We start from the raw sequence: 25980 nt of genomic DNA, 5'->3' as shown, positions 1-25980 counted from the left end.
GCGCCGTGACCGATGTGGATCACGGGTCCCGCGCCGCGGCGGCCCGGCCGACCGGGACCGGGGCCGACGTTGCCGCCGCCCCCGGGGCGGACGACCGGCTCGACCCCGCCGCCCGGCCCTACGCCGACGCGCTGGCCTCCTTCTTCCCCGACCTCGGTGGGAGCGTCACCGATGCCGGAGAGGCGCGCCGGATCCTCGCCGCGGCGCGCGCGACGGTCCACCCGCCGGCCGTCGGCTCCGTGGAGGACCGGGACGTCCCCGGGCCGGACGGGGCGCCGCCGGTCCCGGTGCGCGTCTACCGCCCCGACCCCGGGCGGTGGCCCGGACCGAGGCCGACCGTGGTGTTCTGCCACGGCGGCGGCTGGGTCCTGTGCGACCTCGACAGTCACGACGCCACCGTGCGGGCCCTGTGCCGGGCCTCCGGCGCCGTCTTCGTGTCCGTCGGCTACCGCAGGGCCCCCGAGGACCGCTTCCCCGCGGCCGTCCACGACGCGTACGCCGCCCTGTGCTGGGCGGCCGAGCACGTCGGCGAGCTGGGCGGGGACCCAGCCGCCCTGGTGGTGGCCGGGGACAGCGCCGGCGGGAACCTCGCGGCCGCCTCGCTGCTGCTGGCCCGCGAGCGCGGGGGACCGGCCGTCGCGCTCCAGGTGCTGCTCTACCCCTGTCTGGACGCCCGGCAGGACAGCGGGTCCTACCGGAGCAACGGGGAGGGCTACTTCCTCACGGCAGCGCACCTGCGCTGGTTCTGGGAGCAGTACCTGGGCCCGGACGGCGACGGCGGCGATCCGCTCGCCTCGCCGCTCGCCGCCGACCTGCGGGGACTGCCGCCGGCGTTCGTGGTGGTCGCCGGGTGCGATCCGCTGCGGGACGAGGGCGAGGCGTACCACCACCGGCTGGCCGGAAGCGGGGTTCCCTCGGTCCTCGACTCGCACCCCGGGATGTTCCACGGGTTCCTCGCGCTGGCCGGCGTACTCCCACAGGCGCGCGAAACGCTGGCGCGGCTGGGTGAAGTCATCGGCTCCACGCATAAGAACGGGAAGAATTTCGGTTACACCGGGGGTGACGCAGGATAATTTCCCGGATCTCCACTTGAACAGGAGACCCTCGCACGCATACGCTGCCTTGACGTGAGGTTCTCCTGTGGAGGAAGTGACATGACGGAAACTCTTGTGCCGGGTATCGGCGGCGCCGTGATAACCGCCGGTGTACGGGTGGTGGACCACCCGGCGTGGCCCGAGCTCAAGGCCGCCGTGGAGGAGATCCGGCCCTGGCAGTCGGCCGACGGCTCCATCGACTTCGACGCGGAGGGCGCGCCGTCCCGCGCCGCCGCCGAGGCCGCCGTAGAGCGCGTGGTCACGGCCGTCGAGGCCCTGTCCCCGCTGCTGCCGCACGCGGGCGCCTACCACCGCGCCCTCGTCGCCGACCTGCGCAAGTGGGCCGTCGGCGGCTTCGTCGTGCCGGACTTCCTCGACTCCCTGCTGGCCTTCCACCCGGCGGCCGACCGCGCCGACGGGCTCCAGCACCTCGTGGTCTTCCCCATGTACACGCAGAACGGCAACCCGGACCGCAACCTCGAGGCCGTCGTGCTGAAGATGGTCTGGCCCGAGTGGCTCGCGGAGCTGGAGCGCACCCGGTACGACAACCCGCTCTTCCTCGGCATCGCCCTGGAGGACTTCACCCCGGGTTACGACACGCACTCCGCAGTGCTCTTCCCGGAGACCATCGCGGTCCGCGAGGCCCCCGAGCGCTTCACCTGGGGCGGCATCTTCTGCGACCGCGAGGCCGCCCGCTACCGCAAGGTCACCGAGGCCGCCGTCGACATCCTGGGCATCGAGCTGCCCGAGGACATCGCCCGCATGGTCGAGGACCAGGAGCGCTGCGAGAAGGCCTTCGTCCTGTGGGACATGGTCCACGACCGCACCCACAGCCACGGCGACCTGCCGTTCGACCCCTTCATGATCAAGCAGCGCCAGCCGTTCTGGATGTACGGCCTCGAAGAGCTGCGCTGTGACCTCACCGCCTTCAAGGAGGCCGTGAAGCTGGAGTCCGAGGGCAACGAGCACGGCCGTGACGTGCAGTACGCCGTCCTCTTCGACCGGATGTTCCGCTTCCCGGTGTCGGGCGACCGCAACCGCAACTACGACGGCCTCGGCGGCCAGCTCCTCTTCGCGTACCTCCACAAGCACGACGTGGTGCGCTGGACGGACAACAAGCTGAAGATCGACTGGATGCGGGCCCCGCAGGTCACCAACCAGCTGTGCGCCGAGATCGAGGACCTCTACCGCGCCGGCATCGACCGTCCCAAGCTCGTCCACTGGTTCAAGGCCTACGAGCTGGTCTCCGAGTACCTCGCCCCCCACCCGGGATCCCGCTGGGCCCAGGGTCCCGACGCCCTGGACCTGACCCAGCCGCCGCGCAAGCTCGTGGACGACGTGCTTCCGGACGAGTTTCCGCTCAGCATGTTCTATGAGGCGCTCGCCAAGAAGCTCAAGGGTGTGATCGCCTCTACCAAGGGCATCACCGCTCTGAACTCTGACGACGCGCAGCGAGTGGCCGCGTGAGCACTCGCCCTCAGGAGGCTGCACCGATGAACGGCTCCGGGAACGGCAACGGAAAGCTCCATGGAGCGGTAGTGGCGGTGGCCGGGGCCGGCGGGCCCGCCGGCCGCGCCACCCTGCTCCGCCTGGCGGAGGCGGGCGCCGTGGTCGTCGCGTCCGACGCCGATCCGGCACGCCTCGCCGAAGCGGTGGACGCGGCGCGCTACGCCCACGGCGGCGCCACCATCACCGGCGACACCGTGAACCTGCTCGACCTGGCCGCCACCAAGGCCTGGGCCGAGCAGACCGAGAAGGAGTTCGGCCGGATCGACGGCCTGGTCCACCTCGTGGGCGGCTGGCGCGGCAGCAAGACCTTCACCGACGTCGACCTCGCGGACTGGGACTTCCTGGAGAAGCTCCTCATCCGCACGGTCCAGCACACCTCGCTCGCCTTCCACGACGGACTGCTGCGCAGCGAGCGCGGCCGCTACGTCCTGGTCAGCCAGTCCGGCGCGCACAAGCCGGTCGCCAACAACGCCGCGTACAACGCCGGCAAGGCGGCCGCCGAGGCCTGGACGCTGGCGATGGCCGACTCCTTCCGCAAGGCGGGGGGCGAGGACGGTCCGCAGGCCGCTGCTGCGATCCTGGTCATCAAGGCACTGGTGCACGACGCGATGCGCGCCGAGCGTCCCACTGCGAAGTTCGCGGGCTTCACCGACGTCAAGGAGCTGGCCGAGGCCATCGCCGACGTGTGGGAGCGGTCCGCCGCCGATGTGAACGGACAGCGCCTGTGGCTCACTCCGCAACCGTGAAGAACGCTGCCGTGAGGACCGCGATCAGGAAGTCCGAGGCGAAGACCGACGCCCGCCGGCACCACGACCCGGCGGTGCGCGGTTTCGCGAGCGACAACTACGCCGGCGTGCATCCCGAGATCCTGGCGGCCATCGCGCTGGCCAACGGCGGCCACCAGGTCTCCTACGGCGACGACGAGTACACCGAGCACCTGCAGACGGTCTTCCGCGGCCACTTCGGCGCGGACGCGCAGGCCTACCCGGTCTTCAACGGCACCGGCGCCAACGTGACGGCCCTGCAGGCCCTCACCGACCGCTGGGGCGCCGTGATCTGCGCGGAGTCGGCGCACATCAACGTCGACGAGGGCGGGGCGCCCGAGCGGATGGCGGGCCTCAAGCTGCTCACCGTCCCCACCCCGGACGGCAAGCTCACCCCCGAGCTCATCGACCGGCAGGCCTGGGGCTGGGAGGACGAGCACCGGGCGATGCCGCAGGTCGTCTCGATCACCCAGAACACGGAGCTCGGCACGGTCTACACCGTCGACGAGATCCGGGCCATCTGCGAGCACGCGCACGGCCAGGGCATGAAGGTCCACCTCGACGGCGCCCGGATAGCCAACGCCGCGGCCTCGCTCGACGTGCCGATGCGCAGCTTCACCAACGCGGTCGGCGTGGACGTGCTGTCCTACGGCGGCACCAAGAACGGGATGATGGCCGGCGAGGCCGTCGTCGTGCTGAACCCGGACTCCGTCCGGCAGATGAAGCACATCCGCAAGATGTCGATGCAGCTCGCCTCCAAGATGCGCTTCGTGTCGGTGCAGCTCGAAGCGCTCCTCGCGAAGGACCTGTGGCTGCGCAACGCCCGCCACGCCAACGCGATGGCGCAGCGGCTGGCGGCCGGGGTGCGCGAGAGCGACGGGGTGGAGATCCTCTACCCGGTGCAGGCGAACGCCGTGTTCGCGCGGCTCCCGCACGAGGTGACGAGGCGGCTCCAGGAGCGCTACCGCTTCTACTTCTGGGACGAGATCGCCGGCGACGTCCGCTGGATGTGCAGCTACGACACCCAGGAGGAGGACGTGGACGGCTTCCTCCAGGCCCTGAAGGAAGAGCTGGCCCGCTGACCCGCAGCGCCCCGCACCCACGGGGAGACGTAGCGGTCATAAATCTATAGGCATGCAGAATTATGCATGAGTATGCTCCTGGATCGTGAAACTGATCCAGGAGCATACTGAGCTTTCCGCCTATCTGGCCGCCGACGAAGCGGTAGATCACGGCCATCCCCTCGTCGAAGAGACCGCCGACGCCCTCTGGTCGGCTACGGGGGACGCATATTCATACGCCGAGGCGGCCTTCGAGTTCGTCCGCGACACCATCCCGCACAGCGCCGACTCCGGGGACGACCGCGTCTCCTGGCGCGCCTCCGAGGTCCTGAGCACGCGCAACGGCATCTGCTACGCCAAGTCCCACGCGCTCACGGCCCTGCTGCGCGCCCGGGGCATCCCGGCCGGCCTCTGCTACCAGCTCCTCGCCGACGACGACGGATCGAACCTGGCCGTCCACGGCCTCGTCGCGCTGCGCCTGCCCGGAAGCGCCCACTGGGCCCGGGTGGACCCACGGGGCAACAAGCCCGGTGTCGACGCCCGGTTCACCCTCGACCGCGAACAACTGGCCTTCCCCGTCCGCCCCGAGTTCGGCGAGGCCGACTACCCCGGCCTGTACGCCGCACCGCACCCGGCGACGCTCAAGGCGCTCCGGGAGTCCGCGGACCGGACGCAGTTGTGGCGGAACCTGCCGACGGCACTGTAGCGGCGCAGGCTGCGGAGGTGGCGGCCTGCGGTCCGCGTGCCGGGCCGCCTGCCGTCACCAGCGTGTGCAGCAGGGCGGCGGCCAACTGCAGCGCGGCGATCGCGAGCACCAAGGTCCACGGCGGCGCGGCGGCCGCGAGCCCCACGAGGGCGGCGCCCGTCGACGCGGCCGTGACCTTGAGCCCGGCGCCGAGGGTGAACACCTGGGTCCGCACCCCCTCCGGTGCGAAGTCCGAGCGGATCCGCAGGGTGGCCGTCAGCAGCGGCCCGTCGCACACGCCCGCGACCGCGAACGCCACCGCCGTGAGGGCGAGGGACGGGGTGAAGGCGGCCGCCGTCAGCGCCACCCCGGTCGTGGCCATGGCCCAGCGCGCCAGGCGGCCCGGCGGCACGGCCGTGATCCGGCCCAGCGTCAGGGAGCCGGTCAGGGCGCCCAGGGCGAAGGCCGTCATCAGCACCCCGCCGCCGCGCGGGCTGCCGAGCGTGGTGGCCAGCAGCACCGAGGTGGTGGTGAGCGCCCCGATGCCCATGTAGGCCAGGGTCGTGGCCGAGGTGACCGCCCGAAGGTCCCGGATCCGCCACAGGGCGGCCAGCCCGGCGCCCAGCCCGGCCCGGCGTCCGCCAGGCGCGGGGCCCGGGTCCGGCTTCCCGTACGGAAGGGTCGCCGCCAGCGCCGCCGCCACCGCGCCGGACGCGGCCAGGAGCCCCATCGCGGGCCCGGCCGAGCCGAAGGCCGCGACCAGGCTGACGGCCGCCGGGGCGGTGACCGCGGCGCCGTTGTAGGTCGACGCGTCCCACCCGTACGCCCGGTCGCGAGCGGGACCGGCCGGCACCAGCCCCGCCACCAGGCTGGACAGCCCGCCCGTCGCCATCGGCCCGCAGGATCCGCCGAGCACCGCCACCACGAGCACCACCGGCGTCGGCGCCCGTCCCAGCAGGACCGCCAGGGCCGCCACGGCCACGGTGAATCCGGCCAGGGCGCCCACGTGGAAGAGCCGGGGCCGGCGCGACCGGGCCGCGGCGGCGCCCGCGAGCGGAGCCGCAAGTACGTGCGGAGCCAGCCAGGCGGTCAGCACGAAGGCGCCGTGTGCCGCGCTCCCGGTGCGTTCCAGGGCGAGCAGCACCACCGCCATGCCCATCCCCTCCGAGGCGGACCGCGCGGCCAGCGCGGCGGCCAGGTACCGTCCGAGCCCCTGCATTCCAGGCCCCTCTCGCGATGTGACGTGATGGAGGAGCAGAGGTTACGTCATGCGGGTGTAGGACTAAACGATCGTGGCGCGGCCGTCCGCGGGGCCGGATCCCGGGCGGCCCGGCGGCTGTTCGCCTCGGCGATACCGTTCGCGGTACACGCGAAGTCCCTCGCGCGCAGCGGGCTTTGCCGCTCGCGCGGCACGTCCCCGGCCGCGGGTTTTCGGTCAATAGGAAACTTTCCTGTCTGACATCGTTGTCAGCTGACATGTGCATGAGTATCTTCGGCCGCGGGATCCCCCCACGGGCCCCCGCCCCCCCCACCTCCGACCGGAAGGTCGCCCCATGCGTTACGGAGTCCCCGCCGGGCTGGTCGCGACGGCCCTGGGCCTGGTCGCGGCACTGACCCTCACCCCCACCTCCGCCGCACGCGCCGGAACCACCCCCGCCGCCCCCGCCTCCGCAGCGGAGCCGGCCGCCGCCCCCACCGCCTTCGCCCATCCCGGAGTCCTCAACAGCCGCGCCCAGCTGGACTTCGTACGCGCCAAGGTCCAAGCCGGACAACAGCCGTGGAAGGCGGCGTTCGACGACATGCTGGCGAGCCGGTACGGCTCGCTGTCGCGGACGCCCAAGCCGCGCGCCGTCGTCGAATGCGGTTCCTACTCCAACCCGAACATCGGCTGCACCGACGAGCGCGAGGACGCCATCGCCGCGTACACCCACGCGCTCGCCTGGTACATCACCCGCGACGCCCGGTACGCGAAGAAGTCCATCGAGCTGATGGACGCGTGGTCCGCGACGATCCGGGACCACACCAACAGCAACGCCCCGCTGCAGAGCGGCTGGGCCGGCTCCACCTGGCCGCGCGCCGCCGAGATCGTCAAGCACGCCTACACCGGCGGCTGGGCCGGACAGGGGCGCTTCGCGACGATGCTGCGCGAGGTCTACCTGCCCGAGGTGATCGGCGGGAGGCCGAACAGCAACGGCAACTGGGAACTGATCATGATGGACGCCGCCGTCGGCATCTCCGTCCACCTCGACGACCGCGCGAGCTACGACAAGGCGATGGCGATCTACCTCGGGCGGGTGCCCGCCTACTTCTACCTGGCTTCGGACGGCCCGCAGCCCAAGTACCCGCCGCGCTCCACCATCGACAGCAGGAGCGAGCTGATCGAGTACTGGCACGGCCAGAGCACCTTCGTGGACGGCCTGGCACAGGAGACCTGCCGGGACTTCGGCCACACCGGCATGGGCATCGCGGCGACGATGCACGTGGCCGAAACCTCGCGCGTCCAAGGCCGGGACCTCTACCCGGAGTTCAAGGACCGCTTCCGGCACGCGCTGGGCTTCCACGCCAAGTACGAGCTCGGCGCGGCGGTGCCCTCCTCGCTGTGCGGCGGGAGCGTGGCCAAGGGCCTGGGCCCGGCCACCGAGGTCGGCTACAACGCGCTGCACACCCGGCTCGGCGTCACGCTGGAGAACACCCGCAGGCTCACGGAGAGTCGGCGCCCGGCGGGAACCGAGAACCACTTCGAGGCGTGGGAGACCCTGACCCACGCGGAGAACCCCAACTGACGGCCACGGCCACCGCTACGGCCACTCCCGTGACCGGCACGGTGCGGTCCCGCCACCCGGCGGGGCCGCACCCGCGCGGATGCGTCAGCCGGCTTCCTTGACCTGCGCCGCCGTCGGCGCGGTGCCGCCGAGGTGGGCCGGCAGCCACCAGGAGTCCTCCGTGCCCTCGGGCTTGGCCGGATAAGCGCTCTGCGCCGCATCCAGGAGCTCCTGCACGCGCTCGCGCAGCCGGCGGGTGATGGCCCCGGCGTACTGGTCGGACGGCGCCTCCAGCGGCTCGCCGACCCGCATCGTCACCGGGATGTGGCTGCGCTTGAGGTCCTTGGGGCGGCCCTTGGTCCACAGGCGCTGCGTGCCCCACAGGGCCACCGGGATCAGCGGGACCCCGGCATCCTGAGCCATCCGTGCCGCACCGGACTTGAAGCTCTTGAGCGTGAAGGACTGGGAGATCGTCGCCTCCGGGAACACGCCGATGATCTCGCCGGCGCGCAGCGATTCCAGGGCGTGCTGGTAGGCGGTCTCACCCTGCGCGCGGTCCACCGGGATGTGCTTCATCGCGCGCATCAGAGGTCCGGACACCTTGTGCCGGAACACCGAGTCCTTCGCCATGAACCGCACGAGCCGCTTCTGCGGACGCGCGGTGAGCCCCGCGAAGATGAAGTCGAGGTAGCCGATGTGGTTCGACACCAGGACCGCCCCGCCCTTGCGCGGGATGTTCTCGGTGCCCTTCATGTCGATGCGGACGTCGAGGGCGCGGAACAGGGCGTGCGCGGCGCCGATCACCGGAGGGTAGACGAGCTCAGCCATGGTGGGGGAGACCCCGCTTTCTGCCTGGAGGTGCTCCCGGCCGGAAGTTACGGCAGCGTAGGTACGCGGCCATGGGGATCGTGCCCCAAACGCGAGCCGCAGGCCAGTCCAGACGCCCGTGCCCGGAGAGATTCTCGTCACGCCGGGAATGCGGCGCGCGCCCGGGGCGCTCGGATCAGCGTACGAACGTACCGGGATGATGGGCGGGTACGGGGACGGCCGCACGTACGACGGTGGGACCGGGCGCGGGGCGGCACGCATCGGCGGTACGGCCACGACGGCGACGGGAGCACGTGTGCGCGGACACGAGGGGCACGGGGACGGGCGACGGTTGGGCGCCGCGGAACTGGGCGCGGAACCGGGGGAGCGGGCCACCCTGTTGCAGTTCTCCAGCGCCTTCTGCCAGCCCTGCCGGGCCACCCGCAGGATCCTGGCCGAGGTCGCGGCCATGGTCGACGGCGTGGCGCACATCGAGATCGACGCCGAGAAGAACCTGGACCTCGTACGGGCGCTCGGCATCGAGAAGACTCCGACGGTGCTCGTCCTGGACGCGGCCGGCCGGATCGTGCGGCGGGCCGCCGGAATGCCGCGCAAGGCGGACGTGATCGCCGCCCTCGGGGCCGCCGTATGAACCGCAACCGGCCGGGCCCCGCGCGCCGGAGCGGGCCGGGTCCCGCGACCGACCACCGGCCGGCGCCGTGCCGCGCGCTGGTGGCCGGAGCGCCGGTACGCGCGCCCGCACGCAGCGTGACGCGCCCTACATCTGTCCGCCACGGCTTGACTGTGTACACGGCTGATCGCCAGGCTGGCGACATGCGGTACGAACTCCTGCTTCACCGATGGGGACTCCCTTCATGACGGCTCCGACGGCCCCGACGGCTCCGTCCCCGCGTTCCGGCGCCGCCCTGCCCGGCTCGCCCGACCTGCTGCGCGCGGTGTTCCGCCGACACGCCGCGGGCGTCGCCGCGATCACCGCCGAGAGCGGTGGCAGGCCGGTCGGCTTCACCGCGACCTCGCTCAACTCGGTGTCCGCCGACCCTCCGCTCCTGTCGTTCACCATCGGTACCGGATCCTCCAGCTGGCCCGTGATACGGGACTCCGAGCACCTCGGCGTCCACATACTCGGGGAGCACCAGGCCGACCTGGCCGGGCTGTTCGCGCGCAGCAGCGCCGATCGCTTCGGTCCGGCAACCGGCTGGGCGCCGGGGCCGTACGGGGTCCCGGTCCTGGACGGGGTCCTGGCCTGGCTGGTGTGCCGGGTGGTGGCGCGGGTGCCCGCCGGAGCGCACCGGGTGATCATCGCGGAAGCGGTGGCCGGGGACCCGGCGGGGGATCCCGTGGGGGATCCGGCGGGGGAGGGCCGCCCGCTGCTGTACCACCAAGGACGCTTCAACGCGTTGCGCGACTGAATCGTGCCTGTTGGGGCGGGTTGCGGTGGCGTTGGCCAGATCACAGTTCGCCACCCTTGCAACCTGGCGGAACCCGCTGTGTACTGACGAGTAACATCCCCTATGGGGCACGGGCCGCCCCTTAAGGGGTGGCTCCGAGATGGCGCCTATGCTGCCTGGGCAAGGCGGTACCAGAAATGTCGATGCGGTAGGAGAGCCGGCGTGAGCCTGAGGATCGTTGTCTGTGTGAAGTACGTGCCCGACGCCACCGGCGACCGGCAGTTCACCGAGGACCTGACCGTCAACCGCGACGACGTCGACGGCCTGCTCTCGGAGCTCGACGAGTACGCCGTCGAGCAGGCGCTGCAGATCGCCGACGAGGCCGACGACGCGGAGATCACCGTCCTGACGGTGGGCCCCGAGGACGCGAAGGACGCGCTGCGCAAGGCGCTGTCGATGGGTGCCGACAAGGCCATCCACGTCGAGGACGACGACCTGCACGGCAGCGACGTCATGGGCACCTCGCTGGTGCTCGCCAAGGCGATCGAGAAGGCCGGCTACGACCTGGTCATCACGGGTATGGCCTCGACCGACGGCACCATGGGCGTCCTCCCGGCGATCCTGGCCGAGCGCCTGGGCGTCCCGCAGGTCACCCTGCTCTCCGAGGTCAAGGTCGAGGACGGCGTCGTGACCGGCCGCCGCGACGGCGACTCGGCGAGCGAGCAGCTGGAGGCCTCCCTCCCGGCGCTCGTCTCGGTGACGGACCAGTCGGGCGAGGCCCGCTACCCGTCCTTCAAGGGCATCATGGCCGCCAAGAAGAAGCCGGTGGAGGCCTGGGACCTCGAGGAGCTCGAGATCGAGGCCGACGAGGTCGGCCTGGAAGGCTCCTGGACCAAGGTCGACTCCGCGGCCCAGCGCCCGGTCCGTACCGCCGGCACGATCGTCAAGGACGAGGGCGAGGGCGGCAAGGCGCTGGCCGAGTTCCTGGCCGGCCAGAAGTTCATCTAAGAGCTTCGGTCATCCCTCGAAAGTCCCCCTGACTACTTCGCATTCGCAGGAGCATTCCATGGCTGAAGTCCTCGTCTACGTCGACCACGTCGACGGTGCCGTCCGCAAGCCCACTCTCGAACTGCTGACGCTGGCCCGCCGCATCGGCGAGCCCGTCGCCCTGGCGCTGGGCGCCGGCGCCGAGGCCACCGCCGCCGTGCTCGCCGAGCACGGCGCCGTCAAGGTCCTCACCGCGGACGCCCCCGAGTTCTCCGACTACCTCGTCGTACCGAAGGTGGACGCGCTCCAGGCCGCGTACGACGCCGTCTCCCCGGCGGCCGTGCTCGTCCCGTCCTCCGCCGAGGGCAAGGAGATCGCCGCCCGTCTGGCCGTCCGCATCGGCTCGGGCATCATCACCGACGCCATCGACCTGGAGGCGGGTGACGAGGGTCCGGTCGCGACGCAGGCCGCGTTCGCCGCGTCCTTCACCACCAAGTCGCGCGTCTCCAAGGGCACCCCGGTCATCACCGTGAAGCCGAACTCGGCCCCGGTCGAGGCCGCTCCGGCCGCCGGCGTCGTCGAGGCGCTCGCCGTCACCTTCGGCGCCCTGGCCACCGGTACCAAGGTCACCTCCCGCACCCCGCGCGAGTCGACCGGCCGCCCCGAGCTGACCGAGGCAGCGATCGTGGTCTCCGGCGGCCGCGGCGTCAACGGTGCCGAGAACTTCCACATCATCGAGGCGCTCGCGGACTCCCTCGGCGCGGCCGTCGGCGCCTCGCGCGCCGCCGTCGACGCCGGCTGGTACCCGCACTCCAACCAGGTCGGCCAGACCGGCAAGTCGGTCTCCCCGCAGCTGTACATCGCCTCCGGCATCTCGGGCGCGATCCAGCACCGGGCCGGCATGCAGACCTCGAAGACGATCGTCGCGATCAACAAGGACGCCGAGGCTCCGATCTTCGACCTCGTCGACTACGGCGTCGTGGGCGACCTCTTCGCGGTCGTCCCGCAGCTGACCGACGAGATCAAGGCGCGCAAGGGCTAGTCCTCGACCAGTAGGCGCTGACCTGCGGGTAAGTGGTCTCCGGGGCCGTGTGGTGTTTCTCACCGCACGGCCCCGAGTCGTTTGTCCCAGGCCGTGGAGGGACCATTGACTGAGCGGAACCCCCGTGACTAAATTCTGCAATGCGGATCTAAGCTTCCGTGAAGCGGAAAAGAGGAGAGTGCACGATGGGTCAGCAGGAGAAGGTGGCGACGAGCCTCGCAGGCGCGGTCAGCGAGGGCATCAGCGCTTCCCTCGCGCCGGTGGACGCGGAACTCGCGCGCCACTACCCGGGCGACCCCGGCACCCGCCAGCCCATCCACACGGTCTACGTGCCCGGTGACGTCTTCGCCGAGGACACCATCCGCTCCTGGGGCGACCAGGCCCTCGCGGCCCTGGACGAGCACGCCCCCGACGCCGCCACCTTCGCCAAGGTACTGGGCATCGCCGACGACCTGGCCGTACCCGTCTACGAGCGCGTCCGCGCCAAGCTCGCCTCCGAGCCCGTCGAGGACCTCCGCGTCGACTTCGAGGACGGCTTCGGCGTCCGCTCCGACGAGGAGGAGGACCAGGCCGCTGCCCGCGCCGCCCGCCTCGTCGCCGAAGCCTTCTCCAACGGCACGAACGCCCCGTACATGGGCATCCGCATGAAGTGCATGGAGTCCAACGTCCGCGACCGCGGCATCCGGACCACCGACATCTTCCTCTCCGGCCTGCTGGCCCACGGCGGCCTGCCCGAGGGCCTCGTCCTGACCCTGCCCAAGGTCACGTACCCCGAGCAGGTCACGGCCTTCGTGAAGCTGCTGGAGGCCTTCGAGACCGCCCGCGGCCTGCGGCCGGGCCGGATCGGCTTCGAGATCCAGATCGAGACGAGCCAGTCCATCCTCGCCTCCGACGGCACCGCCGCGGTCGCCCGGATGATCGAGGCCTCCAAGGGCCGCGCCACCGGCCTGCACTACGGCACCTTCGACTACAGCGCCTGCGTCGGCGTCTCCGCCGCCTACCAGTCGAGCGACCACCCCGCCGCCGACCACGCCAAGGCGATCATGCAGGTCGCGGCCGCGGGCACCGGCGTACGCGTCTCCGACGGCTCGACGAACGTCCTGCCGATCGGCACCACCGAGCACGTCCACGAGGCCTGGAAGCTGCACTACGGCCTCACCCGGCGCGCCCTGGCCCGCGCCTACTACCAGGGCTGGGACATGCACCCGGCGCACCTGCCGACCCGTTACGCGGCCGTCTTCGTCTTCTACCGCGAGGGCCTCGAAACGGCCGCGGCGCGCCTGAAGGCCTACGTCGCCAAGATCGAGGGCGACGTCATGGACGAGCCCGCCACCGCGAAGGCGCTGGCCGGCTACCTGGTCCGCGGTCTCGACTGCGGTGCCGTCGGCACCGAGGAGGTCACCGCACTGACCGGCCTGACCCGCGCGGAGCTCGACGCCTTCGCCATCCCGCGCCGCTCGGCGACCCTGAAGGCGACCGCCTGAGCACCGCCCCGCACTCCTGCGGCCCCGCCCGGACGACCGGGCGGGGCCGCAGTGCTCCGCGGCGGAGCGGCCGGTCAGGCCGGCGGGAGTTCGCCCGAGCCGCGGGGGATCAGGCGGGTCGGGAGTTCGATGCGGGACGGGGGGAGGTCGGCGCCCGCCAGGCGCTGGAACAGGCGGTCCGTGGCCACCCGGCCCAGGGCCGCCGCGTCCTGGGCGACCACGGTGACGCCGGGGCGCAGCAGGTCGGCGAGCTCGAAGTCGTCGAAGCCGACCAGTGCCGCCGGGCGGGGCCGCGCCGCCAGGACCCGTACGACGGTGACGGTCACCCGGTTGTTGCCGGCGAAGAGGGCGGTGACCGGCTCCGGGCCGGACAGCATCGACAGGGCGGCGGCCCGGACGTGCTCGGGGGCCGTCGGGCCGAGGGAGACCCAGGACGCGGCGACCGGCAGGCCGGCGGCCGCCATGGCCTCGCGGTAGCCCCGCAGGCGCTCGGTCGCCGTGTGGACGTGCGGGTGGTCGCCGATGAAGCCGATCCGGCGGTGTCCGCCCGCGATCAGGTGGGCCGCGCCGTCCCGGGCGCCGCCGAAATTGTCGGACAGGACGACGTCCGCGTCGATCCGGCCCGCCGGCCGGTCCACGAACACCGTGGCCACGCCGGCCCGGATCTCCGGCTCCAGGTAGCGGTGGTCGTCCCCGGCCGGGATCACGACGAGGCCGTCCACCCGGCGGGCGCACAGGGCCAGTGCCAACTCCCTTTCGCGGTCGGGGTCCTGGGCGCTGGAGCCGTTGATGAGGAGGGCGCCGTGCGCGCGGGCGACTTCCTCGACGGCCCGGTTGAGCGGACCGTAGAAAGGGTCGGAGAGGTCCTCCAGGACGAGGCCGATGCTGGCGGTACGGCCCTTGCGGAGCACGCGGGCCCCGTCGTTGCGGCGGAAGCCGAGCGCGTCGATGGCTTCCTGGACCCGCCTTTCGGTGTCCGGGGTCACTCCGGGCTCTCCGTTGACCACGCGCGACACCGTCTTCAGGCCCACGCCGGCCCGGGCCGCCACGTCCTTCATGGTCGGCCGGTTGCCGTAGCGGGCCTCGGTCGGGCGGCGGGTGTGCGGCACGGTGGGGAACCTCCGGTGGGTCGGGCGCCCTGCGGCGGGGACGGGTCCGTGGCCTGTGGCCTCGAGGATAAGCACTCGGAGGGGGAGCGGGGTTTCCGTGGCAGGGTGGTGCGGGCAAGCCACTGGGGGCATCGGGAGAGGGGTAGACGTGATCGTCTGGATCAACGGCACTGTCAGCGCCGGGAAGAGCAGTACGGCCCGGGAGCTGACCGGACTCCTGCCGGACAGCACCCTGTTCGACCCGGAGTTCATCGGTGACGCGCTGCGCGTGCTGTTGCCGCGCAAGCGCCTCGCGGAGGTCGGCGACTACCAGGACCTGCCGAGTTGGCGGCGGCTGGTCGTGGACACAGCGGCGGCGATGCTCGCGGAGCTGGGCGGGGTGCTGGTGGTTCCGATGACCCTGCTGAGGCAGGAGTACCGGGACGAGATCTTCGGCGGGCTGGCGGCGCGCAGGATCGCGGTGCGGCACGTGCTGCTCGCTCCGGCGGAAACGATCCTGCGCGAGCGGATCGCGACGCGGGAGGAGCCGGGGGAGGCGGCGGACGCGGACCTGCGGGTGCGGCAGTGGGCCTACGACCACATCCCGGCCTACCAGCACGCGCTGGGCTGGCTGACGGCCGACGCGCACGTCATCGACAACGGGGCCCTGACGGTACGGGAGACGGCGGAGCGGATCGCCGAGGCGGTACGCACCGACACGGCCCGGGTCTGCGACATCGTGCAGACCCCGCAGCCGACGCGGGAGACGGTGGCCGCCGGGGTTCTGCTCTTCGACGACGCGGACCGGGTGCTGCTCGTCGACCCGACGTACAAAGCCGGATGGGAGTTCCCGGGGGGCGTCGTCGAGCCGGGCGAGGCACCGGCGCGCGCTGGGATGCGGGAGGTCCAGGAAGAACTGGGCCTCGAACTGGAGCTTCCCCCCGAACTCCTGGCCGTGGACTGGGAGCCGCCCTGCCCGCCGGCGGGATACGGAGGGCTGCGGCTGCTGTTCGACGGCGGCCGGCTGTCCGCCGGCCAGGCCGAGCGGCTGCGGCTGCCGGGCCCCGAGCTGCGGGCATGGCGGTTCGCGACGCGGGAGGAGGCGGCGGACCTCCTCCCCGAGCAGCGCTACGAACGCCTGCGCTGGGCCCTGCGGGCCCGCGAGCGCGGACGTGCGGTCTACCTGGAGGCGGGCACCCCCGTCGGTTGACCGCCCGTCAGGAGGTCGTGTCGGCGGCGGCCTTGGCGAGGGCCGCCGCCGTGTCCGTCGTCAGGGGGTCGCCGTGCCCGAAGCAGGCGACGGAGGGGGAGAGCGCGGCCAGGCGGCGGAAGGAAGCGATCGCCCGGGCGCGGTCCACGTTGAAGACGCCCAGCATCAGCGGGCCCACGGCGGCGACGCAGTCTCCCGTGAACAGCACCCCGTGGCGGGGGAGGTGCACGCCGATGCTGCCGTCCGTGTGGCCCGGGGCGTGGACCACGTAGGCGCCGTCCCCGAAGCCCAGGGCGTCCCCGTCCTCCAGCTCCCCGTCGACCGGGGTGGGCGGGGCTCCCGGCACCACCGACAGGGCGTGCTCGTACAGCGGGACCTCCCAGTCCAGCAGTACCGGTTCGGGCACGGGCCGCGCGCCCCGGATCACGGGCGCGTCCAGCCGGTGGGCCAGTACGCGCGCGCCCCAGCGGGCGGCGAGCTCACCGGCCGCGCCGGTGTGGTCGCCGTGGCAGTGCGTGAGGACGATCCGCTCCAGCCGCCCGGGATCCAGCCCGAGGGAACGTATCGCCCCCTCGATCTCGGCGGCCGACTCGGCGTTGCCCGAGTCGACCAGGGTGAGGGCTCCGCCGTCCTGCCAGAGATAGGCCTGGCCGATGGGGAAGCGGAGCATGTGGAGACGGTCCGGAAGGACTTCGACGAGATCCATGCCGCGAACGTACGCACGACCGGACGCCCGGAGCACGCGAGTTCGCCGGGAGCGTGGTACGCCCAGAGCGCACTGCGCCCTGGGCGTACACACGGCCGCCGGGACCTCGGTCGCCGGGACCTCGGTCGGCGGGACCTCGGCCGCCGGGCGGGGGTCAGGCCCGCTTGGACTGCGCGTAGTTGACGAGGAACAGCGCCTCCGCGACGGAGAGGCGCTCCAGCTCCTCGGGGGAGACGCTCTCGTTGACGGCGTGGATCTGCGCCTCCGGCTCGCTCAGCCCGATCAGCAGCATCTCCGCGTCCGGGTACAGCGAGGTCAGCGTGTTGCACAGGGGGATGGATCCGCCCATGCCGCTGATCTGCATCTCCTGGCCGGGGTACGCCGTCTCCATGGCCCGCGCCATCGACGCGTACGCCGGGCTGTCCGTGTCCGCCTGGAACGGCTGGCCCTGGCCGACGACTTCGAGCTCCAGCCGGGCCTGCCACGGGGTGTGCGCCACCAGGTGCGCCTCCAACAGCTTGATCGCCTGCGCCGTGTCCACGCCCGGCGGCACCCGCAGGCTCACCAGCGCGCCCGCACTCGCGTGCACCGACGGGGTCGCGCCGACCAGCGGCGGGGAGTCGACGGCCAGCACGGTGACGGCCGGCCGGGCCCACAGCCGGTCCGCGATCGTGCCTTCGCCGATCAGCTCGACACCGTCCAGCACCCGCGCGTCGGCACGGAAGTCGGCCTCCGGGTACTGCAGGCCCTCCCACACCGCGTCCGAGGCCAGCCCGTCCACCGTGGTCGAACCGTCCGGCGAGCGCAGCGAGGCCAGCAGCTGGATCAGGGCGGCCATCGCGTCGGGGGCGACCCCGCCGAACATGCCGGAGTGCAGGTTGCCCGCCATGGTGTCGACCTTGACCTTCAGCAGGGCCATGCCGCGCAGGGTCGCCGTCACGGTCGGCAGGCCCTTGCGGAAGTTGCCCGCGTCGCCGATCACGACGGCGTCGGCGGCCAGCAGCTCGGGGTGGGCCGTCGCGTACTGCTGGAGCCCGCCCGTGCCCTGCTCCTCGGAGCCCTCGACGATCACCTTCACGCCCACCGGCACACCGCCGTTGGCCTTCAGGGCGCGCAGCGCGAGCAGGTGCAGGACGAACCCGCCCTTGCAGTCCGCCGTACCGCGCCCGTACCAGCGCCCGTCGCGCTCGGTCAGCTCGAACGCGGGGGAGACCCAGGCCGCGTCGTCCAGCGGGGGCTGCACGTCGTAGTGCGCGTACAGCAGGACCGTCGGCGCGCCCGCCGGGCCGGGCAGGAAGCCGTACACCGACTGGGTGCCGTCGGGGGTGTCGAGGAGCGCGACGTCCTGGAAGCCCTCGGCGCGCAGCGCGTCGGCCACCCAGTTCGCGGCGCCCTCGCTCTCGCTCTTGGGGAACTGTGCCCAGTCCGCCACCGACTGGAAAGCCACCAGCTCGGCCAGCTCCTGCTTGGCGCGGGGCATCAGCGAGGCGATGGTCTCGGCGATCGGGTGCGACGGCATGGGCACGCTCCTCTTGGGTGCGACGTTGGTATGGGTGCGACGTGGTACGGGTGTGCGCCCCCGCATGCGCGGGGTGGGCGCGTGCGGGTCGGGCTGAACACTGTCTCGATCCTCGCACAGCGGGGCAGTCGGTCCGGCGCCGTAGGATTTCCCCGGCATCGTGCAAGGCGTGAACCGCAGGATCAGGAGCAGCAGCACATCGTGAGCAGCGACGAGAGCGACAGCGGCGACGTACGCGACGCGGCAGCAGGGCAGGCCGCTCAGGGGGCGGACGCGGAGGTGGCCGGGGGGACCGGCGAGGTGTGGGACGTGGTCGTGGTCGGGGCCGGGCCGGCCGGGTCCTCGGCCGCGCACGCGGCCGCGGCCGCGGGACGGCGCGTCCTGTTGTTGGAGAAGGCGGAACTGCCCCGGTACAAGACCTGCGGCGGAGGCATCATCGGCCCCTCGCGCGACGCCCTGCCGCCGGGTTTCGTACTGCCGTTCAAAGACCGCGTCCACGCGGTCACCTTCTCGCTGGACGGGAAGTTCCCCCGGACGCGGCGTTCGAAGCAGATGTTGTTCGGGCTGATCAACCGGCCCGAGTTCGACGCGGCCCTGGTCGCCGAGGCGGAGAAGGCGGGCGCCACCGTCCGTACGGGTACGGCCGTGGCGCGCGTCGAGCAGCACGGCGCGTCCGTGCCCGACCGTCGCACCGTCGCCGTGGTGCTGGCCGACGGCGAGACCGTGCTGGCGCGCGCCGTGGTCGGCGCGGACGGCAGCGCGAGCCGGATCGGCGCGCACGTCGGCGTCGAGATGGACCAGGTCGACCTCGGGCTGGAAGCCGAGATCCCCGTGCCGGACACCGTCGCCGCGGACTGGAAGGGCCGGGTCCTCATCGACTGGGGCCCGCTCCCGGGCAGTTACGGCTGGGTCTTCCCCAAGGGCGACACCCTCACCGTCGGGGTCATCTCGGCGAAGGGGGAGGGGGCCGCGACCAAGCGGTACCTGGAGGACTTCATCGCCCGGCTGGGGCTGGCCGGCTTCGAACCGGCCCTCTCCTCGGGGCACCTGACCCGCTGCCGCAAGCCCGGCTCGCCGCTCTCGCGCGGCAGGGTGCTGGTCGCCGGCGACGCGGCGGGTCTGCTGGAACCGTGGACCCGCGAGGGCATCTCCTTCGCGCTGCGCTCGGGCCGGCTCGCCGGAGAGTGGGCCGTGAAGGTCTCCGAGGCGCAGGACGCGGTGGACGCCCGCCGCCAGGCGCTCAACTACGCCTTCGCCGTCAAGGCGGGCCTGGGTGTGGAGATGAACGTCGGCAAGCGGATGCTGACGCTCTTCGAGGCCAAGCCGGGGCTCCTGCACGCGGTGATCACCGGCTTCCGGCCGGCCTGGCTGGCCTTCGCCCGGATCACGCGCGGCTCGATGACCCTGGCCGAGATGGTGCGTACGTACCCGCTGGCGCGCAAGGCCCTGCACCTGCTCGACGCCAGGCAGGCGCGCGGCCGGGCCGAAGGCGCGAGCCCGGCTGAGGGCGCGGGCGGGGCCGAGGGCCGGGCCGAGGGCGCGGGCGGAGATCAGGGCTGAAGCCGGCGCTCCGGCGGGGGCGCGGAGGTACCGCGGTACGGATTGTGGCGGTCTTGCCGGGTGTGCCGGCGAGGCCGCCTCCGTCGTCGGGCACCGGGTGTCCGGGGCCGGCCGGGTTCAGCGGGTGACCGTGATGCGGAAGACCGGGTGGTCGGCGGCGGCCGCCTGGAGCTCGGGCTCGGAGGACTTCGCGGTGACGCCGTGGAAGAACCGGTTGACCTCCCAGCCCCACTTCTTCAGGTAGCCGCGCAGCACGACGGCCTTCTCGGCGGGGTCGGTGATCTCGGTGGCGGTGAAGGTACGCGTCGTGCGGCCCACACGGATCTCGCCGCTGCCCGCCGCGCGCATGTTGCGCACCCACTGGGAGTGGCCGCGGGCGGAGACGAGGTACTGCTCGCCGTGCTGCGTGTACGGGTTCACGGGGATCCTCTGTATCCGGCCTGATGTGCGGCCGCGCACCGACAGTTCGGCCGATCCGGCCAGGCTGATGCCGAGGCGGGCGAGTTTCCCGAAGAAGGCGTTGAGGCGGAAGTCGAACGGGCTGACTTTGGCGTAGTAGGGCGTGGGCTCGTTCATGGCGGCCTCCGAGGCAGTGGGGAGAGCAGTGCTCTCGCTTGAGAACAGTGTCCACGGATCGGCGCTCCAAAGCAAGAGCAGTGCTCTCTAAACGGATCGCCGCTTCTTATGTTGGGCAGTGCTCTGCTTGCATGTCACACTGAATCTCATGAGCCCCGTGCGAGGGGCCCGCGAGCGGGCCCGCATCGAAGTCACCGCCGCCATCAAGGACGAGGCCCGCCGCGCGCTCGCGGCCGAGGGGGCCGCCAAGCTCTCCCTGCGCGCCGTCGCCCGCGAGCTGGGCATGGTCTCCTCCGCCCTCTACCGCTACTTCCCCAGCCGCGACGAGCTGCTCACCGCGCTCATCGTCGACGCCTACGACAGCGTCGGGGCCGCCGCCGAGGAGGCCGACGCCCGTACCCTCGCCGCCGGCTCCGGGCCCCGCGCCCGCTGGATCGCGGTCTGCGAGGCCGTCCGCGCCTGGGCGCTGGAGCACCCGCACGAGTACGCCCTCATCTACGGCTCGCCGGTCCCCGGCTACACCGCCCCCCTCGACACCATCGGCCCCGCCTCCCGGGTCGGCAACGCCCTCATCGAGATCGCCCGCGCGGCCTACGAGGGCCGCGGCGTCAGCCTCCCGCCGCTCCCCGCCGAACTGCGCCCCGAAGCCGTCCGGATGACCGGGCACTTCGCCGAAGGTCTGCCTCCGGAGGTCACCGCCGCCCTGGTAGCCGCGTGGGCGCAGCTCTTCGGACTCGTCTCCTTCGAACTCTTCGGCCAGTTCACCCGGATCGTCGAGGACCGGGACGCCTTCTTCCGGCACGCCGCGGGGCAGTTGGCCCACGGGGTGGGACTGCCCGTCGTGTGACGGCCAGGGGAAAGTTCGCTTGTCAGTTCCTCATACCGAAGCGAACGGTTTCGCCTTGGTGTGACCGGCCGCGCGTCTAGTGTTCCTCGGGTCGCCCCCCAGCCGCCGCCCGAGGAGCAGTCATGACCCGCGCCGCGAAGGCCGTCTACGCCGTCCTCGCCACCCTCTTACTCGCCGCGCCGGCGCCCGCCGTCACCGCCTCGGCCAGCTCGGGCCGGGCCGCGGCAGCAGCCGCCGCCGGCGCTCCCGGACCGGCCGCGGCCCCCCAGGTGACCCCGACACCCCGCAGACCGGGCGTACGGGGCCTGGAGATAGCCGTACCGGCCTACGTCTGGGCCGACGACCCGATGCTCGTCGAACTGTCCGCCACCGGTCCGGCCGCCTCCGTGGTCGTCCTCAACCCGGGCAACGGAGACTCCCCGTTCGACGCCCCCTGGCGGGCCCGCGCCGACGCCCTGCGCACCGGGACCACCGCCACGGGCGAGAAGACCAAGGTGCTGGGCTACGTCCACACCGACCACGGCAACCGTGACATCGCCGCCGTCAAGGCCTCCGTCGACAACTACCTGAAGACGTCCGACGGCCGCCTCCACGTGGACGGCATCTTCTTCGACGTCGTCAGCCGCGACTGCGGCCCGGCCAACGCCACCCGCGACCACTACGCGGAGCTCCGCGGCTACGTCCAGGACACCATGGAGGCGGTCGCCCCCGGCGCAGCGGACCTGGTCGTCAACAACCCCGGCACGGCCATCGCCGACTGCTACCTGGAGCCCGGCCACCGCACCGCCGACCTCTTCGTCACCTACGAGGACTCCTACGCCGCGTACACCGGCGGGGGATGGCTCGGCGGCAACGTGTTCAACGCCCTCACCGGCTATCGCCCCGGCACCGAACTCGACCCGAGCGGGACGGCGTTCTGGCACCTCGTCCACGACGTCCCGGACGCCACGGCGATGCGCGCCACCCTGCGCACGGCCTTCGAGCGCGGGGCGGGCTACGCCTACGCGACCAGCGCGCGGATGCCCAACCCCTGGAACGCGCAGCCGGATTGGAAGTACCGCGCCCAGACCACGTACGCGTCCGGCCTCGGCTGAAACGGCCTCTCCCAGGGCCGGACGCCGGAGGCGGCCAGGGCGCTCGCCCGCCACCGCCAGGCCGCGCCCGGCGGCGGATCAGATTCCGGCCGTGTCCACCCAGAGCCGCGCCAGCTCCGCGTCACCCGAGACGCCCGGCCCGGTGAGCGGCACCCGGTTCCACAGGGCCGCGTACAGCCAGGCCGCCCCGCCGGTCAGCGTGCAGTCGGCCGTCTCCGCCCCCGGCTCGCCGCGCACGGTCCGCGCCGGCTGCTCGGACAGGTGGACGGTCCACACCGCGCCGGTGTCGTCGGCGCGGACCCGCAGCACCCGCGGCTCCGCCGTCCGCACCCGGCTCTGCGGCCGCGCGTGGAAGCCGGTCAGCAATTCGTCCACACCGTCCTGCGCGAATCCGGGCTCCACCGCCCCGAACGCGGTGCCCAGCGCCGCCTCCGCGTCGATCCGGTGCATGGTGGTCTCGTGCGCCTGGCGCCGGGCCCAGAACGCCAGCGGCGACGGCGGGGCCGTCGGCAGGAAGGTCCAGCACTCCACGTCCGCCGGCGCCTCGGTCAGCGTCCGCACCAGTGCCGCGTGGCCCTCGCGGAACCACGCCAGCAGCTCCGCGCCCGCCACTCCGGGTGCCTGCGGGAACGGCACGCGCTCGTCGCGGCCCTCAGCGACGTAGCCGGTCGCCCAGCGGTGCACCGAACCGGTGTGCCGCAGCAGATCGGCTACCCGCCACTCGGGACAGGCGGGCACGATCGCGTCCGTACCGGCCCGTTCGGCGGCGTCGGCGAGCGCCTCGCCCTCCCGCGCGACGGTCTTCACATAGTCGATGATCTCCATGCCGGGAGTCTGCCAGCCGGACGCACAATGGAGGGCATGGACGGGGAACTCTTCCCGCGCGAGCTCTTCCCGCGCGAGCGGACCGAGATCGTGCCGGGCGCCGTGCACGTGCCCGACTGGCTGGAGCCCGCCGCGCAGCGGGAGTTGCTGGACGCCTGCCGCGCGTGGGCCCGGCCGCCCGCGGGGCTGCGCACCGTGCGCACGCCGGGTGGCGGGACGATGACCGCGCGGCAGGTGTGCCTGGGGCTGCACTGGTATCCGTACGGGTACGCGCCCACCGCCGTGGACGGGGACGGGGCGCCCGTCAAGCCGATGCCCGACTGGCTCGCGCGTCTGGGGCGGGACGCCGTGGCCGCCGCCTACGCGGACGTCCCGGACCTCGCCGCGGCGGACCCCGGGAGCGCGTACGACATCGCCTTGGTCAACTTCTACGACGGCGACTCCCGCATGGGCATGCACCGCGACGCCGAGGAGCGCTCCGAGGCCCCGGTGGTCTCCCTCAGCCTGGGAGACTCGTGCCTCTTCCGCTTCGGAAACACGGCCTCGCGCGGACGTCCGTACCGGGACGTCGAGCTGCGCAGCGGGGATCTGTTCGTCTTCGGCGGACCGGTCCGCAGGGCCTACCACGGGGTACCGAAGGTCCTGCCGGGCACCGCTCCTGCCGCCCTCGGGCTGACGGGGCGGCTGAACATCACACTCCGGGTCGGCGGGCTCGGCCGGTAGGCGGCGTCCCGGGCCCTCCGGCCGTGCGAGGATCGCTGTCATGAACGGCAACGGGGCCCCGCCGCGGGTGGGGGACGTGACCACGGTGTCCGCGGGGACCGACGGGACGGGCAGCACGGGCAGCACGGGCAGGTCCGGCGCATCTGACCGGTCCGACGGGCCCGACGGGGCCGGGGCGGCGGACGGCCCCGCGCCGGCACCGCCGGACGCCCAGGCATCCTCGACCGCCCCCACCGCGTACGCCGGCGGCTCCGCCCGGAGCAAGCTGGAGCGCGGCCGCGGTGCCCTCGGCCCGGCGCTGGAACTCGTCCACACCGGCCGGGCCCCGACCCGCGCCGTCCTCACCGCCGAGCTCGGCGTCACCCGCGCCACCGCCGGGGCCGTGGCCGCCGAGCTGGAGGCGCTGGGCCTGATCCGCGTGGACTCCCGCCCCGGCGGGGCCGGCGGAGCCCAGGGGCGGCCCTCGCACCGGCTCTCCGTGGACGAGGACGGCCCGGTGGCGCTGGCCGCGCAGGTGCACTCGGACGGCTTCCGGGCCGCACTGGTCGGCCTCGGCGGCCGGATCGTGGCCACCGCCCCCGGCCGGGTGCCCGTGTCCGCGGACCCCGCCCAGGTGCTCGGCGCGGTCGTCGAAGCCGGCGCCGCGCTGCTCGCGCAGACCGGCCGGCGCTGCATCGGCGCCGGGCTGGCGGTGCCCTCGGCGGTCGCGGAGCCGGAGGGTACGGCGCTGAACCCGCTGCACCTGGCCTGGCCGGCCGGTTCTCCGGTCCGGGACATCTTCGCCGAGCGCGTGAAGGCCGCAGGCATCGACGGCCCGGCCCTGACCGGCAACGACGTCAACCTCGCCGCGCTCGCCGAGCACCGTCACGGAGCGGGCCGCGGCGCGCAGCACCTGCTGTGCGTGGCCACCGGGCACCGCGGGGTCGGTGGGGCGCTCGTCCTGGACGGGCGTCTGCACAGCGGGAGTTCGGGCCTGGCCCTGGAGGTCGGTCACCTCACCGTGAACCCGGAGGGGCGCGCCTGCCACTGCGGCAGCCGCGGCTGCCTCGACGTGGAGGCCGATCCGCTGGCCTTCCTCACCGCCGCCGGGCGCACGCCCGGTCCCGAGGTGTCGCTGCTCCAGCAGGCCCGCGACCTGCTGCGCGAGGAGCCCGCGGAGCCGGGCGTCCGGGCGGCCGTCGAGGAGCTCATCGACCGGCTCGGGCTGGGTCTCGCAGGCCTGGTGAACATCCTGAATCCGGACCGGATCATCCTCGGCGGACTGCACCGCGAGCTGCTCGACGCCGACCCCGAGCGGCTGCGCGCGGTCGTTGCGGACCGCAGCCTGTGGGGGCGCAGCGGAGGCGTGCCGATCCTGCCCTGCACGCTCGACCACAACAGCCTGGTCGGCGCCGCCGAGCTCGCCTGGCAGCCCGTCCTGGACGACCCCCTAGGGGCCCTGGGGGCGGCGGCCTGACCGCTTGACGGCGCCTGCGGGCGCTCGCCGGGTAGCGCGGCGCGGAGCCCTGCCGGATGCGGAGCCGTGCGGGGCGCGGAGCTGTGCCGGGCGCGGAGCCGTGCCGGGGCGGCGACAACGCGGCCGGGAACGGTGCCGGGCTCCGCGGGCCCGGCACCATCCGAGAGCGAAGCCCTAGCCGGGCCGGGCTCCGACCGAGGCCGCCACCGGCAGGCCCGCCGGGACGGGCTCGGCGGGAACCGCGACGAGCAGGGCCGGCGCGGGTGCTCGTAGGGGTTTGTCGGCCAGGATCACCGGGTGCTCCGACGGAGCCACCGGGCCCGGAGCCGCGCGCAGCGAGAACCACACCACCTTGCCCGGGCAGTCGGCCTGGGGCCGGGCCCCCCACGCCTCGCTGACGGCCTCCACGAGCGCGAGCCCGCGTCCGGAGGTCTCCAGGGCGTCGGCCTCGACGGGATGGAGCACCGGCAGGCGCGGATCGCTGTCGTAGACGGAGACCGTCAGGCGGCCGAGCCGGAGCTCGATCTCGACCGTGCAGGTCTTGTCCGGCTGCGCGTGGCGGTGGACGTTGCTGAGCAGCTCCGTCACGCCGAGCGCTGCCCGGTCGATGAGCGGATCGAGCTGCCAGTGGCGCAGTTGCGCGGAAACGATGCGGCGGATCTGTCCGATCCGCAAGGGCAGGGCCTGCAGTTCGACTACGCAGTGCCTGCGGGAATGACTGATCACGGCTGCGACTCCCCGACATCAGTGTTACGGGTGCTGCACCCTCGGT

Annotated in this window: 25 protein-coding genes; 17 read left to right on the top strand and 8 right to left on the bottom strand. The window is 73.1% G+C overall.

The genetic code is table 11. From position 1 onward, the window contains the following. Window positions 1–5: 5 nt before the first annotated feature. The 5 genes from ACFWBY_RS18795 (at window position 6) to ACFWBY_RS18775 (ending at window position 5134) form a co-directional block, all read left to right on the top strand. Entirely contained in the window at window positions 6–1073 is a 1068-nt protein-coding gene (locus ACFWBY_RS18795) for an alpha/beta hydrolase (protein WP_385336818.1), read from the top strand. Between the two features lie 81 nt (window positions 1074–1154). Then, complete coding sequence (locus ACFWBY_RS18790) at window positions 1155–2561, top strand: DUF6421 family protein (RefSeq protein WP_385336815.1); 1407 nt, start codon at window positions 1155–1157, stop codon at window positions 2559–2561. A gap of 26 nt (window positions 2562–2587) precedes the next feature. After that, entirely contained in the window at window positions 2588–3349 is a 762-nt protein-coding gene (locus ACFWBY_RS18785; RefSeq protein WP_385336812.1) for an SDR family NAD(P)-dependent oxidoreductase, read from the top strand. 11 nt (window positions 3350–3360) lie between these two features. After that, complete coding sequence (locus ACFWBY_RS18780; RefSeq protein ID WP_385336810.1) at window positions 3361–4449, top strand: threonine aldolase family protein; 1089 nt, start codon at window positions 3361–3363, stop codon at window positions 4447–4449. 85 nt (window positions 4450–4534) lie between these two features. Continuing rightward, complete coding sequence (locus tag ACFWBY_RS18775) at window positions 4535–5134, top strand: transglutaminase family protein (RefSeq protein ID WP_385336807.1); 600 nt, start codon at window positions 4535–4537, stop codon at window positions 5132–5134. Here the strand turns inward: ACFWBY_RS18775 and ACFWBY_RS18770 are convergent. Continuing rightward, complete coding sequence (locus ACFWBY_RS18770) at window positions 5070–6332, bottom strand: MFS transporter (RefSeq protein WP_385336805.1); 1263 nt, start codon at window positions 6330–6332, stop codon at window positions 5070–5072. The genes ACFWBY_RS18775 and ACFWBY_RS18770 overlap by 65 nt on opposite strands. A gap of 334 nt (window positions 6333–6666) precedes the next feature. Here ACFWBY_RS18770 and ACFWBY_RS18765 point away from each other — a divergent pair, with 334 nt between their 5' ends. Next, complete coding sequence (locus ACFWBY_RS18765; RefSeq protein WP_385336803.1) at window positions 6667–7896, top strand: alginate lyase family protein; 1230 nt, start codon at window positions 6667–6669, stop codon at window positions 7894–7896. 84 nt (window positions 7897–7980) lie between these two features. On the opposite strand, the gene ACFWBY_RS18760 is transcribed toward ACFWBY_RS18765, so the two are convergent. Continuing rightward, on the bottom strand, window positions 7981–8703 hold the full coding sequence (locus tag ACFWBY_RS18760) for a lysophospholipid acyltransferase family protein (protein ID WP_385336801.1): 723 nt from the start codon (window positions 8701–8703) through the stop codon (window positions 7981–7983). A 199-nt stretch (window positions 8704–8902) separates the two neighbouring features. Here ACFWBY_RS18760 and ACFWBY_RS18755 point away from each other — a divergent pair, with 199 nt between their 5' ends. The 5 genes from ACFWBY_RS18755 to ACFWBY_RS18735 all read left to right on the top strand — a co-directional run bounded on the left by ACFWBY_RS18755 (window position 8903) and on the right by ACFWBY_RS18735 (window position 13604). Continuing rightward, complete coding sequence (locus ACFWBY_RS18755) at window positions 8903–9334, top strand: TlpA family protein disulfide reductase (RefSeq protein ID WP_385336864.1); 432 nt, start codon at window positions 8903–8905, stop codon at window positions 9332–9334. 223 nt (window positions 9335–9557) lie between these two features. Next, the gene (locus tag ACFWBY_RS18750) at window positions 9558–10112 is read left to right on the top strand and encodes a flavin reductase family protein (RefSeq protein ID WP_385336798.1); all 555 of its coding nucleotides are present in this window, start codon (window positions 9558–9560) and stop codon (window positions 10110–10112) included. A 201-nt stretch (window positions 10113–10313) separates the two neighbouring features. After that, entirely contained in the window at window positions 10314–11099 is a 786-nt protein-coding gene (locus ACFWBY_RS18745; protein WP_385336795.1) for an electron transfer flavoprotein subunit beta/FixA family protein, read from the top strand. Window positions 11100–11157: 58 nt separating this feature from the next. Next, a complete protein-coding gene (locus tag ACFWBY_RS18740; RefSeq protein ID WP_356656677.1) occupies window positions 11158–12120 on the top strand; it encodes an electron transfer flavoprotein subunit alpha/FixB family protein in 963 nt (320 codons plus the stop codon). Between the two features lie 185 nt (window positions 12121–12305). Further along, window positions 12306–13604, top strand: coding sequence for a DUF6986 family protein (locus ACFWBY_RS18735; protein WP_385336793.1), 1299 nt, complete (start codon window positions 12306–12308; stop codon window positions 13602–13604). A 74-nt stretch (window positions 13605–13678) separates the two neighbouring features. Here ACFWBY_RS18735 and ACFWBY_RS18730 read toward each other — a convergent pair whose 3' ends face one another. Then, the gene (locus tag ACFWBY_RS18730) at window positions 13679–14713 is read right to left on the bottom strand and encodes a LacI family DNA-binding transcriptional regulator (RefSeq protein ID WP_385336790.1); all 1035 of its coding nucleotides are present in this window, start codon (window positions 14711–14713) and stop codon (window positions 13679–13681) included. A 148-nt stretch (window positions 14714–14861) separates the two neighbouring features. Here ACFWBY_RS18730 and ACFWBY_RS18725 point away from each other — a divergent pair, with 148 nt between their 5' ends. Beyond that, on the top strand, window positions 14862–15902 hold the full coding sequence (locus tag ACFWBY_RS18725) for an NUDIX domain-containing protein (protein ID WP_385336787.1): 1041 nt from the start codon (window positions 14862–14864) through the stop codon (window positions 15900–15902). A 7-nt stretch (window positions 15903–15909) separates the two neighbouring features. Here ACFWBY_RS18725 and ACFWBY_RS18720 read toward each other — a convergent pair whose 3' ends face one another. Together ACFWBY_RS18720 and ACFWBY_RS18715 are read right to left on the bottom strand one after the other, a co-directional pair. Continuing rightward, a complete protein-coding gene (locus ACFWBY_RS18720; protein ID WP_385336785.1) occupies window positions 15910–16608 on the bottom strand; it encodes an MBL fold metallo-hydrolase in 699 nt (232 codons plus the stop codon). Window positions 16609–16762: 154 nt separating this feature from the next. Continuing rightward, window positions 16763–18127 carry a dipeptidase gene (locus ACFWBY_RS18715; protein ID WP_385336783.1) on the bottom strand — a complete coding sequence of 455 codons (1365 nt, stop codon included), beginning with the start codon at window positions 18125–18127 and terminating at the stop codon, window positions 16763–16765. A 279-nt stretch (window positions 18128–18406) separates the two neighbouring features. Here ACFWBY_RS18715 and ACFWBY_RS18710 point away from each other — a divergent pair, with 279 nt between their 5' ends. Further along, window positions 18407–19687, top strand: a complete 1281-nt coding sequence (locus ACFWBY_RS18710) for a geranylgeranyl reductase family protein (protein ID WP_385336861.1) — start codon at window positions 18407–18409, stop codon at window positions 19685–19687. A 117-nt stretch (window positions 19688–19804) separates the two neighbouring features. On the opposite strand, the gene ACFWBY_RS18705 is transcribed toward ACFWBY_RS18710, so the two are convergent. Further along, window positions 19805–20263 carry a nitroreductase/quinone reductase family protein gene (locus tag ACFWBY_RS18705; protein ID WP_385336780.1) on the bottom strand — a complete coding sequence of 153 codons (459 nt, stop codon included), beginning with the start codon at window positions 20261–20263 and terminating at the stop codon, window positions 19805–19807. A gap of 148 nt (window positions 20264–20411) precedes the next feature. Between ACFWBY_RS18705 and ACFWBY_RS18700 the strand changes: the two genes are divergently transcribed. Together ACFWBY_RS18700 and ACFWBY_RS18695 are read left to right on the top strand one after the other, a co-directional pair. After that, on the top strand, window positions 20412–21110 hold the full coding sequence (locus ACFWBY_RS18700) for a TetR/AcrR family transcriptional regulator (RefSeq protein WP_385336777.1): 699 nt from the start codon (window positions 20412–20414) through the stop codon (window positions 21108–21110). Window positions 21111–21232: 122 nt separating this feature from the next. After that, window positions 21233–22204: a spherulation-specific family 4 protein gene (locus tag ACFWBY_RS18695; RefSeq protein WP_385336774.1), complete on the top strand. Its 972-nt coding sequence runs from the start codon at window positions 21233–21235 to the stop codon at window positions 22202–22204. Window positions 22205–22282: 78 nt separating this feature from the next. On the opposite strand, the gene ACFWBY_RS18690 is transcribed toward ACFWBY_RS18695, so the two are convergent. Beyond that, on the bottom strand, window positions 22283–23029 hold the full coding sequence (locus ACFWBY_RS18690; RefSeq protein ID WP_385336771.1) for a maleylpyruvate isomerase family mycothiol-dependent enzyme: 747 nt from the start codon (window positions 23027–23029) through the stop codon (window positions 22283–22285). Window positions 23030–23065: 36 nt separating this feature from the next. Here ACFWBY_RS18690 and ACFWBY_RS18685 point away from each other — a divergent pair, with 36 nt between their 5' ends. Beyond that, a complete protein-coding gene (locus tag ACFWBY_RS18685) occupies window positions 23066–23752 on the top strand; it encodes an alpha-ketoglutarate-dependent dioxygenase AlkB family protein (RefSeq protein WP_385336768.1) in 687 nt (228 codons plus the stop codon). Between the two features lie 40 nt (window positions 23753–23792). Beyond that, window positions 23793–25208 carry an ROK family protein gene (locus tag ACFWBY_RS18680; protein ID WP_385336765.1) on the top strand — a complete coding sequence of 472 codons (1416 nt, stop codon included), beginning with the start codon at window positions 23793–23795 and terminating at the stop codon, window positions 25206–25208. A 174-nt stretch (window positions 25209–25382) separates the two neighbouring features. On the opposite strand, the gene ACFWBY_RS18675 is transcribed toward ACFWBY_RS18680, so the two are convergent. After that, a complete protein-coding gene (locus ACFWBY_RS18675) occupies window positions 25383–25934 on the bottom strand; it encodes an ATP-binding protein (RefSeq protein WP_385336762.1) in 552 nt (183 codons plus the stop codon). Window positions 25935–25980: the final 46 nt, after the last annotated feature.

The sequence above is a fragment of the Streptomyces sp. NPDC060049 genome, assembly GCF_042736715.1.
Classification (GTDB): Bacteria; Actinomycetota; Actinomycetes; order Streptomycetales; family Streptomycetaceae; genus Streptomyces.
This window is presented reverse-complemented; position numbering and strand designations above follow the sequence as displayed.